We start from the raw sequence: 12,139 nt of genomic DNA, 5'->3' as shown, positions 1-12,139 counted from the left end.
GCGAGCCGGGTCCGGCACGCGGTGGCCACGTCGGAGGGGTTCGTGGAGGCGGTCGCGCGGGGCCTGGGGTGGGGGATGGTGCCCGAGGTGCAGGCGGAGCCCTTGCTGCGGACCGGGCGGCTGGTCCCGCTGGCGCCGGACCGGCCGGTGGACGTCCCGCTGTACTGGCAGCAGTGGAAGCTGGACTCCCCGGCGCTGGCCGCGCTGGCCGACGCCGTGACGGCGGCTGCCTCGGCCGCGCTCCGCTGATCCGGCGCCCCCTCAGCGCCGATCCGCCTCAGCGACGATTACCCCTCAGTGCCGATCCGCCTCAGCCACGATCCCGCTCAGCGCCGCTCCGCCGCCCTGGCCGCCCCCTCAGCGCCGATCCGCCGCTCCACGCTGTCCAGGAGCATGTCCAGCGCCGTCGGATAGGCGCTGGTCACCATGCGGGTCGCCAGGAGACCCGCCGCCTCCGCGATCCGCGGATACCGGTCGGCGGGCAGCCGCGCGTACGTCGAACGCCACTTGTCCTCGTCGGCGTCCAGCGCCGCGCTCGGCAGGGCCAGGGAGGCCGCGTCCAGCGCCGCGAAGGCCAGCGTCTGGTCGATGAAGGCGTGGTAGATCCGCACGGTCTCCGGGAGGGGAAGGCCCGCCCCGCGCAGGATGTCCAGGACCGCCTCGTCCGCGGCCAGTTCGTTGGCCCGGCCGGTGACCCTGCTGGTCGTCAGCACCGCGGCCTGGGGATGGGCGAGGTACGCCCCGTGGATGCGCAGGCCCACCTCGCGCAGGTCGTGCCGCCACTCCCCCGTCGGCGCCCAGCCCTGAAGCGCCTGGCCGATCAGGGCGTCGCCGATGGCCAGGGTCAGTTCGTCCATGCCGCGGAAGTAGCGGTAGAGGGTGCTCGGGTCGGCGTCCAGGGCCAGGCCCAGACGGCGGGCGGTGAGACCGGTGCTGCCGTGCTCGCGGAGCATGCGCAGGGCGGTCTCGACGATCAGTGCCTCGGACAGCACGGTGCCGCTCCTGGTGGGGCGGCGTCTACGGCGTTTCTCTTCGGGGACCACCGGCTTGGGCATCGGGCGCCTCCTTATGCCAACGCCATTGACCTTAAACGGGCGCACGGCGTTGTATCTCCGCCAGGGGCCCCGTCCATCTGCGACCTTCCACCCTGTTGGGGAGTGTTTGTCATGCGTGTACTGCTCGTGGGCGCCGGGGGCGTCGGCACCGCCGTCACCCGGATCGCCGCCCGGCGGCCGTTCTTCGACGCCATGGTCGTCGCCGATTACGACCCGGCCCGCGCGGAGGCCGCGGTGACCGCGCTCGGCGACCGGGGGGAGCGGTTCCGCGCCGAGCGCGTGGACGCGGGCGACGAGTCGGCCGTGGCCGCCCTCCTGGAGCGGCACGCCTGCGACGTCCTCCTGAACGCCACCGACCCGCGGTTCGTGATGCCGCTGTTCCGGGCGGCGCGCTCCGCCGGGGCGACCTATGTCGACATGGCGATGTCCCTGTCCCGTCCGCATCCCGAGCGGCCGAACGAGGAGTGCGGGGTCAAGCTCGGCGACGAGCAGTTCGCGCAGGCCGAGGAGTGGGCGGGGGCGGGCGCGCTGGCCCTGGTCGGCATGGGGGTGGAGCCGGGTCTGTCGGACGTCTTCGCCCGGTACGCGGCCGACGAACTGTTCGACGAGATCGAGGAGATCGGGGTCCGCGACGGTGCGAACCTCACCGTCGACGGCTACGACTTCGCCCCCTCGTTCAGCATCTGGACCACCATCGAGGAGTGCCTGAACCCGCCGGTGGTCTACGAGGCCGACCGCGGCTGGTTCACGACGGAGCCCTTCAGCGAGCCGGAGGTCTTCGACTTCCCCGAGGGCATCGGCCCGGTCGAGTGCGTGAACGTGGAGCACGAGGAGGTGCTGCTCGTCCCCCGCTGGGTCGGGGCCCACAGGGTCACCTTCAAGTACGGCCTGGGCCGCGAGTTCGTCGAGACGCTGAAGACCCTGCACCTGCTGGGCCTGGACCGCACCGAGCCGGTGACCGTGCCGGGTCCCGCGGGACCGGTGGCCGTCTCGCCGCGGGACGTCGTGGCCGCCTGCCTGCCCGATCCGGCGACGCTGGGCGACCGGATGCACGGCAAGACCTGTGCGGGCACCTGGGTGAAGGGCGTCAAGGACGGGGCGCCGCGCGAGGTGTACCTCTACCACGTGGTCGACAACCAGTGGTCCATGGCGGAGTACGACTGCCAGGCCGTGGTGTGGCAGACCGCCGTGAACCCGGTCGTCGCCCTCGAACTCCTCGCCGGCGGCGCCTGGTCCGGCTCCGGTGTCCTCGGTCCCGAGGCGTTCCCGGCCCGTCCCTTCCTGGATCTGCTGACCGCGTACGGCTCGCCGTGGGGCGTCCGGGAGCAGTGACCGGGCACGTCCCACAGGACCCGGTTGTTTCACCGCGCATCGACAGGTGACCCGAAAGCGAGTAAGGCATGCACGAGGGCACGTACGACTTCGATCGCAGGTGACTTTGATGGACAACTGGCGAACCCATGCCGCGTGCCGCCAAGAGGACCCGGATCTCTTCTTCCCGATCGGCACCACGGGCCCTGCGCTGGTCCAGACGGAGCAGGCCAAGTCCGTCTGCCGGCGCTGCCCGGTCCAGGAGCAATGCCTCCAGTGGGCCTTGGACACGGGACAGAGCATCGGCGTCTGGGGCGGCACCAGCGAGACGGAACGCCGGGCCCTGGCCCGGCGCGCTGCCGCCGCGCGGAGAAGGTCCGGCTGACGGGCGAGCCCGGACGGGCCCGGTTCCCACCGGGCCCGTTCAGCGGCCCGTCCGGCGCAGCGGGCCCCAGGGATTCTCCAGCCGCTCGACAGCGGTCCGCGCCTCCTCGATCACCTGGGGGTCGATCCAGCACATCGGGCGAACGTCGGCGACGAGCGGCTCGTTGTCCGGCCCCCGGCCCCGCTCACGCCCCTGGAGCACCCAGGGCCGTACGCCGGGGCCCTTTTCGTGCGGCAGATGGGAGTAGTCGAAAAGGCGCCGGGCCACCCACAGCTGTACGGGCCGCCCCTGCCACCAGTCCTCGACGTCGAGCGGGTTCGCCGACAGTCCCGGCAGGGACAGGCCGGTGAGCTCGTCGGTGCTGGACGCCCGGGCCAGATCGACCTCCGGACCACGCGACCAGCGGACGTACAGCCGCTCGTGCCGTTCGGCCAGGCCCGCGAGTTCGGCGAGTGTCCGCACCACCGGCAGCCCGTCCGACACGGTCATGTCCCGTCCTCCCTTTCCTTCCGCGGGCATACGTAGTACCCGCACGCCACGAGGGGAATCAGGCGTCCGGCCCCGGCGCGCCGCGTCCGGGCATCCGCAGGGTGAAGACGCTGCCGGTGCCGGGCTCGCTCGCCGCCGCGACCGTTCCGCCGTGGGCCGCGAGCAGGTGCCGGACGATGGGCAGGCCCAGGCCGGAGCCGCCGGTACGACGGCTGCGGGACTTCTCCGCGCGCCAGAACCGGTCGAAGACGTGCGGCAGGTCGTCGGGCGCGATGCCGGTGCCGGTGTCGGCGACCTCCAGGACGATGTCGTCGCCGTCGCGGCGCGCGGACAGGGTGACCCCACCGCCGGCCGGGGTGTGACGCAGCGCGTTGGACACCAGGTTGCCGAGCGCCTGCCGCATGCGGACCGGGTCGGCGTCCAGCCAGGGCTCACCGTCGACGTCCGTGCGCAGTTCCACCCGGGCCGCGCCGGCGGCGACGCGGTGGGCCGCGGCGACCTGCTGGAGGAGCTCGTCGCAGCGGACGGGCTCCCGGTGCAGGCGCAGCGTGCCGGCGTCGGCGTCCGCGAGGTCCTGGAGGTCGTCGATGACCCGTTGCAGGACGAGGGCCTCGTCGTGCAGGGAGGCGAGCAGCACGGGGTCGGGGTCGACGACACCGTCCCGGGTGACCTCCAGCCAGCCGCGGATGTTGGTGAGCGGGCTGCGCAGTTCGTGGGCGATGTCGCTGACCATCGCCTTGCGCTGGGCCTCCAGGCGCTCGCGGCGTTCGGTCAGGTCGTTGAAGGCGACGGCGAGGATGCCGGTCTCGTCCCGGGTGGTGACGGGGACGCGCACATGGAGTTCGGGCGGCTGCTGGGCCGCCGCCGTGAGCGCGCGCAGCGGCCGAACCAGCCGGGTGGCGACCAGGGCCGTCGCGGCGACGGTGACGGCGAGGACGAGACCCGCGGTGCCGACGACCTTGGCCTTGTTGGCCGACGACATGTCGAACAGCACGGCCGGCGTGTCCCCGGTGCCCAGGAAAAGTTCGGCCACGGGCGCCACGTACGGGTCCAACTGGGCGCGGCGGGCCTTGTCCAGGCAGGGCTGGACCAGGCGCGCCTCCTTGGCGGCGAGCTTGCCGGAGAGGGGACCGCGCAGATCCAGCCCGGTGGGTTCGATCCCCACCAGCGCGGCCATGCCGGGTTCCAGTCCGGTCTTGGTCAGGCAGTCACGGGCGAGCCCCTGGAGCGCCTTGACGGCCTTCGCCTCGGTCGGAGTGGGGGTGTTGAGCAGTCCGTCGGCGCAGGCGTCGGGCACGTAGTCGGGTGCGGAACCGGTGTCCGGGTCGGTGAGGACCGTCCGGCCGCTCGGCTGACGGCGCAGGCTGGTCTCCAGACCGGACCGCGCGAAGCAGAGCTGCCGCTTGCGGGCCAGGGCGTCCACCTTGGCGCGTTCCGCCCGGGTGAGCCGGTACGGGCCCACCGCTCGCGGGTCGGTGCCGGCGATCTGGGCGCCGCGCTCGCTGTAGGTGTCGGTGCGCAGCGGGTCGACGGTGGCGGCGGCGCTCGGCGGCAGGGCGGTGCCGCGGGGCGCGGAGTCGGCGATGGCCGTGCGGTCGGGGGCGGTCAGGGCGATGCGCCGGCCGGTCCGCGCCGACAGCTCCCGTACGGTGGCGGCCACCCCCGTCCAGTCGGGGTGGGTCGCCGCGTAGCCGCTGAGTTCGGCGAGGACGTCCATGTCGTCGGCGAGGGCCTGCCCCTGTTCCTCGCGCAGGGCCTGGGTGGTGGTCGCCACGGCCAGCCAGGCGGTCGCGGCCACCGAGCACACGGCGATCAGCCCGGACGTGATCAGCAGGCGGACCAGCAGCCGCTTGTGCAGGGGTATCCGCGCGCTCATCCGCGGCCGCCGCTGAGCTTGTAGCCCACGCCGAACACCGTCAGCAGCCGCACCGGGCGGCGCGGGTCGGCCTCGACCTTGCGGCGCAGGTTCATGATGTGCACGTCCACGGCCCGTTCGGTGGAGGCCCGGTCGGTGCCCCGGGTGACCTCCAGCAACTGCCGCCGTGAGAAGACCCGTTCGGGTTCGGCGACCATGGCCAGCAGGATCTCGAACTCGGCCGGGGTGCACTCCACCGGCGTTCCGTCGCACCGCACCTCGTGCCGCACGGGGTCGACGGAGAGGCCCGCGGCGCGGACCACGGGATCCTCGCGACGGTCGGACACGGCGGCCCGTCCGCTGCGCCGCAGGACCGTCCGGATGCGGGCCATCAGCTCCCGGGGGCTGTACGGCTTGGTCATGTAGTCGTCGGCGCCCAGTTCCAGGCCCAGCAGGACGTCGTCCTCGGCGGACCGCGCGGTGAGCATCACGACGGGGACGTCCGCGTCGCGGCGCAGCACCCGGCACACTCCGAAGCCGTCGATCACCGGCAGCATCAGGTCCAGCACGACGAGGTCGGGGGCGACCCGCCGGACCGCGTCCAGGGCGGCCCGGCCGTCGTGGACCACGGTCGCGGTGTGACCCTCGGCGAGCAGGGAGCGCCGGATGAGCTCGGCCTGCATCTCGTCGTCCTCGGCGACCAGCACATGTGCGCACACCTGGCGGATCCTAGGCGCTCAGCGGTTCAGGGACCCGGCGTCGCCCATGACGACGACGGGACGGAGGTCCGGGTCCAGGGCCAGGAGCAGCTCCTTCATGTGCTTCTCCGCGATGCTCACACAGCCGTGGGTGGGGCCGCCGTGGTCGACGTGCAGCCATATCCCGCCGCCGCGCCCCGCGCCCAGCGGCCGCGTCCAGTCCAGCGGTGAAGTTCCGGGCTGCCGGTTGTAGTTGATGGCGATCACGTAGTCGAAGGAGCCGGCCAGCGGCTCGCCCTCGAAGCCGGTGCCGGGTGCGGTGAAGCCGACCCCGCGGTCGTAGGGCAGCTTCGTGCCGGGGTTCTTCAGCAGTCCCCCGGCGTCGGTGAGGGTGTACACGCCGATCGGTGAGCGCAGGTCACCGGCCATGTGGTGGTCGGTCCAGCCCTTGAGGGCGTTGTGCGCGGGCCAGCTCGCGCCGGCCCGCCAGCCGGCCTCCGTGCGCTCGTACAGCACCACGGTGGAGACCGGCGAGTCGCGGCCCCGCCCGGTGACCACGACGGCCTGCCGGGCGTCGGCCGGGATGCCCGCCCGGGTCCTCGGGCCGAGGCCGGGTATCTGCTGGGGTGCGACCTCGACGGAGATCTCCGGCGAGGGAGTGGCCCTGGCAGGCGCCAGGGAGGGCGTGGGCGCGGTCTGCGTGCCGGCCACGGCACCCCCGCCGCATCCCGTGAGAAGCAGGGACGCGGCGAGCAGGGCGACGTGGGTTCTGCGTGTGATCATGGAACGACTCTGACCGACACTTGTGAGGAACTCGTCAGCTCTCAGGGCCGGTTCGGCTTGCCGGACGTCTCCAGCCAGGTCCGGAACAGCCCGTCCAGGTTCCTGCCCGACACCCGCTCCGCGAGACGTTCGAACTGCGCGGTGGTGCCGTTGCCGTAGCGGTGCCCGGTCGCCCAGGCGCGCAGGATCAGGAAGAACGCCCGGTCGCCGACGGCCTTGCGCAGGACGTGCAGGGTCATGGCACCCCGGGCGTAGACGGGGGTGCCGAAGATGTTGGCGCCGCTGCCCGGGTCGCCGGGCGGGAACTCCCACAGCTCGTCGCCCGCGGGTTTCGCGTACAGCTCGTCGAAGGTCTTCTGCGCGCTGTCCCCGCCGTGCTGCTCGGCGTAGAGCCACTCCGCGTAGGTCGCGAAGCCCTCGTTGAGCCAGATGTCCTTCCAGGAGGTCAGCGAGACGGAGTCGCCGAACCACTGGTGGGCGTTCTCGTGGACGAGGGTGCTCAGGTCGGGGGCGCGGTCGTAGACCGGACGGGACTGGGTCTCCAGCGCGTAGCCCACGTTCGGGGCGCGGTCGACGATCGATCCGGCGGCGCGGAACGGGTAGGGCCCGAACAGCTTGCTCTCCCACTCCAGGACGGACGGCAGCTTCTTGAGCACGGGCGCCGCGGCGGCGGCCTCGCGCGGGTCGACGGCGTTGTAGACGCGGATGCCGTTCCTGGTGGTGAACTGCTCCACCTCGAACTTCCCGACGGTCGCGGTGGCCAGGTAGGCGGCCATGGGTTCGCTCTGGCGCCAGTGGAACGTCGTCTTCCCGTGCGTGGTGTGCCGGGAGAGGAGGACGCCGTTGGCGACGGCGGTGCGTGTCCGGGGGACGGTGATGGTGAAGTCGTACGACGACTTGTCCGTGGGGTGGTTGTTCGCCGGGAACCAGGTCATCGCACCCTGCGGCTCCCCGGCGACGAAGGCCCCGTCGTCGGTGGGGATCCAGCCGTCGAGCGAGCCGTCCGGGTCGGTGACGGGGGCGGGCTTCCCCTGGTAGGTCACGGTGATGGTGAATCGTTCCCCCTTGCGCAGGGCGCGCTGCGGGGTGACGACGAGTTCCTGTCCGGCACGGCGGAACGCCGCCTTGGCGTGCCCGACCGTCAGGCCGGTGACGGTGAGCCCCTTGAAGTCGAGGTCGAAGCGGGTCAGACGCTGGGTGGCGCGGGCGGTGAGGACGGCCCGGCCGTCGAGATGCCGGCTGCCGGGGTCGTAACGGAGTGTCAGGTCGTAGTGGCCGACGTGGTATCCGCCGTTTCCGGCGAGCGGGAAGTAGGGGTCCCCGGCTCCGGACGAGCCCGTCGGCGCGGGCGCGGCGGCCCCGAGCAGGGCGGTGAGGGCGAGGGGGGTGGTGACGAGGACGAAGGTGCGTCTGACGGCCTTCGGCACGTGCTCTCCTACGGTCGGGGGGCGGACGACTGCTTCACACTAAAGGCCCCCTCCCTCGCAACTCTCCCTTGATCAGGTCAAGTCGCGCCGGGCTCCGCAGTACGCTCCGACCCACCCGCCCCTGCGTCGAGAGGCCTCCCGTGAGCGTGCGCGTCCGCCGTGTCTACGAACCGCCCGAGCCCGCGGACGGCGTCCGCGTCCTGGTCGACCGGCTGTGGCCGCGCGGCCTGTCGAAGGACGCGGCCCGGATCGACGAGTGGCCGAAGGCGCTCACCCCGTCGACCGAACTGCGCCGCTGGTACCACGCGGGCGAGGGCTCGTACGAGGAGTTCGCCGAACGGTACGAGGCGGAGCTGGCCGATCCCGAGGCCGCCGAACTCCTGGACGGGATCCGGGAGGTGGCACAGAACGGCGACGTGACCCTGCTGACCGCGTCGAAGACGCCGGAGCAGAGCCACGCCACCGTGCTGGTGCGCCTGCTGGAGTCCTAGCCGACCTGCTTGGCCGCCGCCCGCCCCGCCGCGCGCCCGGAGAAGAGGCAGCCGCCGAGGAAGGTGCCCTCGAGCGCGTTGTAGCCGTGGACGCCGCCACCGCCGAAGCCGGCGACCTCGCCCGCCGCGTACAGCCCTTCGAGGGGCTTGCCGTCCATGCCGAGGGCGCGGGAGTCGAGGTCGGTCTGGATGCCGCCGAGGGTCTTGCGGGTCAGGATGTGCAGCTTGACGCCGATCAGGGGTCCGGCGGCCGGGTCGAGGATGCGGTGCGGGGTGGCGACCCGGCCGAGCCGGTCGCCGATGTAGCGGCGGGCGTTGCGGATGCCCTGCACCTGGGCGTCCTTGCTGTAGGAGTGGGCGATCTGGAGGTCGCGGGCCTCGATCTGGCGGCGGATCGAGGCGGCGTCGAGGAGGGCCTTGTCCGTCAGGCCGTTCATCTTCTCCACGAGCTGCTCCAGGTTCGGCGCGGTGACGAAGTCCGCGCCCTTGCGCAGGAACGCGTCGACGGGCCCCGGCGCGCCCTTGCCGAGGATGCGCTCCTTGAGGAAGCCCGTCCGGTCCTTGGCGGTGATGTCGGGGTTCTGCTCGGAGCCCGAGAGCGCGAACTCCTTCTCGATGATCTTCTGGGTGAGGATGAACCAGGAGTGGTCGTGCTCGGCGATGTCCTCGGTGGTGCGCAGGTGCCTGAGGGTGCCGAGGGTGTCGTAGCCGGGCAGGCACGGGTCGGGCAGCCGGCGGCCGAGGGCGTCGAACCACATGGAGGACGGGCCGGGCAGGATGCGGATGCCGTGGCCGGGCCAGATGGGGTCCCAGTTCTGGATGCCCTCGGTGTAGTGCCACATCCGGTCGCGGTTGACCAGCCGGACGCCCGCGCTCGCGCTGATGTCGAGCATCCGGCCGTCGACGTGGGCGGGGACGCCGGTGACCATTTCGGCGGGCGGGGTGCCGAGCCGCTCGGGCCAGTGGCGGCGGACGATGTCGTGGTTGGCGCCGATGCCTCCGGTGGTGACGACGACGGCCTGGGCGGTGAGTTCGAAGTCGCCGATCCGGTCGCGGTTGGAGGCCACCCCGCGCGCGGAGTCGTCCGCGGCGAGGACGGTCCCGCGCACGCCCCGCGCGGTGCCGTCCTCGACGACGAGCTCGTCGACCTGGTGGCGGTGGTAGAAGGTCAGCAGTCCGTCCCGCGCGGCCTGCTTGGCGTACCCGACGAACGGCTCGACGACTCCGGTGCCGGTGCCCCACGCGATGTGGAAGCGGGGCACGGAGTTGCCGTGGCCGTGGGCGGTCAGATCGCCGCGCTCGGCCCAGCCGACGGTGGGCAGGAACCTGATGCCGTGCCCCTCCAGCCAGGACCGCTTCTCCCCCGCCGCGAACTCGACGTAGGCGCGGGCCCAGCGCACCGCCCAGGAGTCCTCGTCGTCGACACGGTCGAACCCGGCACTGCCCTGCCAGTCGCTCCAGGCGAGGTCGAAGGAGTCCTTGACGCCGAGCCTCCGCTGCTCGGGGGTGTCGACGAGGAAGAGCCCGCCGAAGGACCAGAAGGCCTGGCCGCCGAGGTTGGCGGCGTTCTCCTGGTCGACCAGCGCGACCCTCCTGCCGCGGCTGGTGAGTTCGTGCGCGGCAACCAGGCCCGCGAGCCCCGCTCCGACGACGATGACGTCGGCATCCATGGCGACCGTCCCTTCCCTCATACGGTGGTGTCGCTGCCGTCCGTGAGCAGCGCGGTGAGCAGTTGCTTGAGCCAGGCGCGGGCGCGCTCGACGTCGCCGTCCAGCAGCAGTTGCACGGTGACCCCGTCGTAGGCCGCGACCACGGCCTGGGCGGCGCCCTCGACGTCGACCAGGACGGCGGGCAGCCCGGTGTGCCCACGCGCGCGTGCCAGCCGGTCGGCGATGGCGCGCCTGAGCCTGGCCCGGTGTTCGAGCAGGGTCCGGGCGACCTCGGGCACGCGGGCGGCGTACACCAGGAAGTCGGTCTTCACCAGGAGCCAGTCCCGGTCCAGGAGCAGCACCTCGGTGACCCGGTCGACGGCGGCCGGCACGTCGAATCCCGGTCCGTCGAGGGCGAGGGCGCCGGAGACCTGGTCCGCGATGAGGTCGGCGCGCTGCCGGTAGAGCGCGAAGAACAGCTCGTCGAGGCTGTCGAAGTTCGAGTAGAAGGCGCCGCGGCTGTACCCGGCGGCCTCGCAGACCTCCTCGATCGAGACCCGTCCGAAGCCCTTGGCGGCGAACACCGCGAAGGCCGCGTCCAGGAGGTTGGCACGCGTGCGGACCCGGCGCCTGGTCACACGCCTGGTCGGGTTCTCCACCGCCATGTGACCCTCCGTTCGATACGGCAATGTATCCGATACACCGATGTATCAAAAGAGCCTTGCCCCTCGACGGAATCCCATGGGAACAGACTTTCGATTCAGGAGTACGCTGGATCCATGACCGCGCACCTCCAGGGCTCCCTGTTCGACCAGACCGACCAGCTCCGGCTCGGCCCGCTCGACGGGATCCGCCGTACCGTGCTCGCCCACGGCGCCTGGATCGACGTGCTGCCCGGATGGCTCGGCGGCTCGGACGCCCTGTTCGAACAGCTCGCCCTTGAGGTGCCCTGGCGTGCCGAGCGCCGCAAGATGTACGACCACGTCGTCGACGTCCCCCGTCTGCTCGCCCACTACGGCGTGCACGACGAGCTGCCGCATCCCGTGCTCACCGAGGCCCGGGACGCGCTGACCGCCCACTACGCGGGCGAGCTCGGCGAGCCGTTCACCACGGCCGGGCTCTGCTACTACCGCGACGGCCGGGACAGCGTCGCCTGGCACGGCGACCGGGGCGGGCGGGGCGCGAGCCAGGACACCATGGTCGCGATCGTCTCCGTGGGCGCCCCGCGCGACCTCCTGCTGCGGCCGGCCCGCGGTGGCGGCGAGACGCTGCGGCGGCCCCTGGGACACGGCGACCTGATCGTGATGGGCGGCTCCTGCCAGCGCACCTGGGAGCACGCCGTACCGAAGTCCACCCGCGCCACGGGACCGCGCATCAGCATCCAGTTCCGCCCGCACGGCGTGCACTGAGGCAGAGAGGCGGCTGCTTCGGACGCACGCGGGGGCTGCCTCCGGCGGACGGTGCCGGAGGCAGCCCCGTCCCTCCGGGGGTCGGACGGACAGGACGGATCCGGCTGCGGCGGCGGGCCGCGAGCACGGGAACCGAGGCGCGGGTGGGCCGGGAGCCCGGGGGGCAGGTCTCTACGGGCCCACCTGACCCGACGTGCGCGCCGGACCCGTGGTGTCCGTGCAGATGACGGAAGACGTCGGCCCCCGCCGCCCGGCGCGGCGCGCGATAGCCCCTCGGACGCGCTGGGGGCAGCCTCGCCCGACCGGGGGGCCGGACGGGGAGGACCGGCGAGCAGCCGCTGCGGCGGGCAGGGAGCCCGAGGCCCAGGTCTCCACGAAGGCGCCGGTCCCGTGGTGTTCCTACGGCCGGTGGACGAAGTCGACCCCGCCGGACGGCGCCGGAGGCAGCCTCGCCGCAGCGGGACGGGAGCCCCTGGGTGCGGGTCTCCACGAGGACGCCCGGCCCGACAGGCGCGCCGGGCCCGGTGCACCCCCCTGCGGCTGGCCGAAGACGCCGACCACCCCCCGCGCGCCGCAGCCGCGTGGAC

At 72.9% G+C, this 12,139-nt stretch carries 13 protein-coding genes; 5 read left to right on the top strand and 8 right to left on the bottom strand.

Features of this window, described 5'->3' with window-relative positions; genetic code table 11:
- A partial coding sequence (locus tag AOJ26_RS33755; RefSeq protein ID WP_234358739.1) for a LysR substrate-binding domain-containing protein occupies nt 1-249 on the top strand: 249 nt, incomplete at its 5' end.
- 77 nt (nt 250-326) lie between these two features.
- Here AOJ26_RS33755 and AOJ26_RS33750 read toward each other — a convergent pair.
- Nucleotides 327-1,055 carry a TetR/AcrR family transcriptional regulator gene (locus AOJ26_RS33750; RefSeq protein ID WP_053852176.1) on the bottom strand — a complete coding sequence of 243 codons (729 nt, stop codon included), beginning with the start codon at nt 1,053-1,055 and terminating at the stop codon, nt 327-329.
- A gap of 111 nt (nt 1,056-1,166) precedes the next feature.
- Between AOJ26_RS33750 and AOJ26_RS33745 the strand changes: the two genes are divergently transcribed.
- Together AOJ26_RS33745 and AOJ26_RS33740 are read left to right on the top strand one after the other, a co-directional pair.
- The gene (locus AOJ26_RS33745) at nt 1,167-2,387 is read left to right on the top strand and encodes a saccharopine dehydrogenase family protein (protein ID WP_053852175.1); all 1,221 of its coding nucleotides are present in this window, start codon (nt 1,167-1,169) and stop codon (nt 2,385-2,387) included.
- A 109-nt stretch (nt 2,388-2,496) separates the two neighbouring features.
- Entirely contained in the window at nt 2,497-2,751 is a 255-nt protein-coding gene (locus AOJ26_RS33740; RefSeq protein ID WP_053852174.1) for a WhiB family transcriptional regulator, read from the top strand.
- A gap of 39 nt (nt 2,752-2,790) precedes the next feature.
- Here AOJ26_RS33740 and AOJ26_RS33735 read toward each other — a convergent pair whose 3' ends face one another.
- The 5 genes from AOJ26_RS33735 to AOJ26_RS33715 are packed head-to-tail and all read right to left on the bottom strand — an operon-like array spanning nt 2,791 to nt 8,003.
- Nucleotides 2,791-3,240, bottom strand: coding sequence for a DUF6098 family protein (locus AOJ26_RS33735; protein ID WP_053852173.1), 450 nt, complete (start codon nt 3,238-3,240; stop codon nt 2,791-2,793).
- A 58-nt stretch (nt 3,241-3,298) separates the two neighbouring features.
- Entirely contained in the window at nt 3,299-5,116 is a 1,818-nt protein-coding gene (locus AOJ26_RS33730) for a sensor histidine kinase (protein WP_053852172.1), read from the bottom strand.
- Entirely contained in the window at nt 5,113-5,814 is a 702-nt protein-coding gene (locus AOJ26_RS33725; RefSeq protein ID WP_053852171.1) for a response regulator transcription factor, read from the bottom strand. Before AOJ26_RS33725 ends, AOJ26_RS33730 begins: the two co-directional genes overlap by 4 nt.
- An 18-nt stretch (nt 5,815-5,832) precedes the next feature.
- Nucleotides 5,833-6,576: a L,D-transpeptidase family protein gene (locus tag AOJ26_RS33720; RefSeq protein ID WP_053852170.1), complete on the bottom strand. Its 744-nt coding sequence runs from the start codon at nt 6,574-6,576 to the stop codon at nt 5,833-5,835.
- Between the two features lie 41 nt (nt 6,577-6,617).
- Nucleotides 6,618-8,003, bottom strand: coding sequence for a M1 family metallopeptidase (locus AOJ26_RS33715; RefSeq protein ID WP_053852169.1), 1,386 nt, complete (start codon nt 8,001-8,003; stop codon nt 6,618-6,620).
- A gap of 140 nt (nt 8,004-8,143) precedes the next feature.
- Here AOJ26_RS33715 and AOJ26_RS33710 point away from each other — a divergent pair, with 140 nt between their 5' ends.
- Complete coding sequence (locus AOJ26_RS33710) at nt 8,144-8,494, top strand: DUF488 domain-containing protein (RefSeq protein ID WP_053852168.1); 351 nt, start codon at nt 8,144-8,146, stop codon at nt 8,492-8,494.
- Here AOJ26_RS33710 and AOJ26_RS33705 read toward each other — a convergent pair.
- Together AOJ26_RS33705 and AOJ26_RS33700 are read right to left on the bottom strand one after the other, a co-directional pair.
- Complete coding sequence (locus AOJ26_RS33705; RefSeq protein WP_053852167.1) at nt 8,491-10,164, bottom strand: FAD-binding dehydrogenase; 1,674 nt, start codon at nt 10,162-10,164, stop codon at nt 8,491-8,493. The two genes, AOJ26_RS33710 and AOJ26_RS33705, sit on opposite strands and share 4 nt — an antisense overlap.
- A 17-nt stretch (nt 10,165-10,181) precedes the next feature.
- Entirely contained in the window at nt 10,182-10,808 is a 627-nt protein-coding gene (locus AOJ26_RS33700) for a TetR/AcrR family transcriptional regulator (protein ID WP_053852166.1), read from the bottom strand.
- A gap of 114 nt (nt 10,809-10,922) precedes the next feature.
- On the opposite strand from AOJ26_RS33700, the gene AOJ26_RS33695 reads away from it, so the two are divergent.
- Nucleotides 10,923-11,552, top strand: coding sequence for an alpha-ketoglutarate-dependent dioxygenase AlkB (locus AOJ26_RS33695; RefSeq protein ID WP_053852165.1), 630 nt, complete (start codon nt 10,923-10,925; stop codon nt 11,550-11,552).
- Nucleotides 11,553-12,139 lie beyond the last annotated feature (587 nt).

The organism is Streptomyces sp. NRRL B-24085, assembly GCF_001282115.1.
Classification (GTDB): domain Bacteria; phylum Actinomycetota; class Actinomycetes; order Streptomycetales; family Streptomycetaceae; genus Streptomyces.
Note: the sequence above shows the minus strand (reverse complement) of the source record. Positions and strands in the feature narration are given on the sequence as shown.

What these genes read in the sequence shown, in the direction of transcription:
- AOJ26_RS33750 (WP_053852176.1), bottom strand. Translation starts at nt 1,055, where the DNA reads ATGCCCAAGCCGGTGGTCCCCGAAGAGAAACGCCGTAGACGCCGCCCC.
- AOJ26_RS33745 (WP_053852175.1), top strand. Translation starts at nt 1,167, where the DNA reads ATGCGTGTACTGCTCGTGGGCGCCGGGGGCGTCGGCACCGCCGTCACC.
- AOJ26_RS33740 (WP_053852174.1), top strand. Translation starts at nt 2,497, where the DNA reads ATGGACAACTGGCGAACCCATGCCGCGTGCCGCCAAGAGGACCCGGAT.
- AOJ26_RS33735 (WP_053852173.1), bottom strand. Translation starts at nt 3,240, where the DNA reads ATGACCGTGTCGGACGGGCTGCCGGTGGTGCGGACACTCGCCGAACTC.
- AOJ26_RS33730 (WP_053852172.1), bottom strand. Translation starts at nt 5,116, where the DNA reads ATGAGCGCGCGGATACCCCTGCACAAGCGGCTGCTGGTCCGCCTGCTG.
- AOJ26_RS33720 (WP_053852170.1), bottom strand. Translation starts at nt 6,576, where the DNA reads ATGATCACACGCAGAACCCACGTCGCCCTGCTCGCCGCGTCCCTGCTT.
- AOJ26_RS33705 (WP_053852167.1), bottom strand. Translation starts at nt 10,164, where the DNA reads ATGGATGCCGACGTCATCGTCGTCGGAGCGGGGCTCGCGGGCCTGGTT.
- AOJ26_RS33700 (WP_053852166.1), bottom strand. Translation starts at nt 10,808, where the DNA reads ATGGCGGTGGAGAACCCGACCAGGCGTGTGACCAGGCGCCGGGTCCGC.
- AOJ26_RS33695 (WP_053852165.1), top strand. Translation starts at nt 10,923, where the DNA reads ATGACCGCGCACCTCCAGGGCTCCCTGTTCGACCAGACCGACCAGCTC.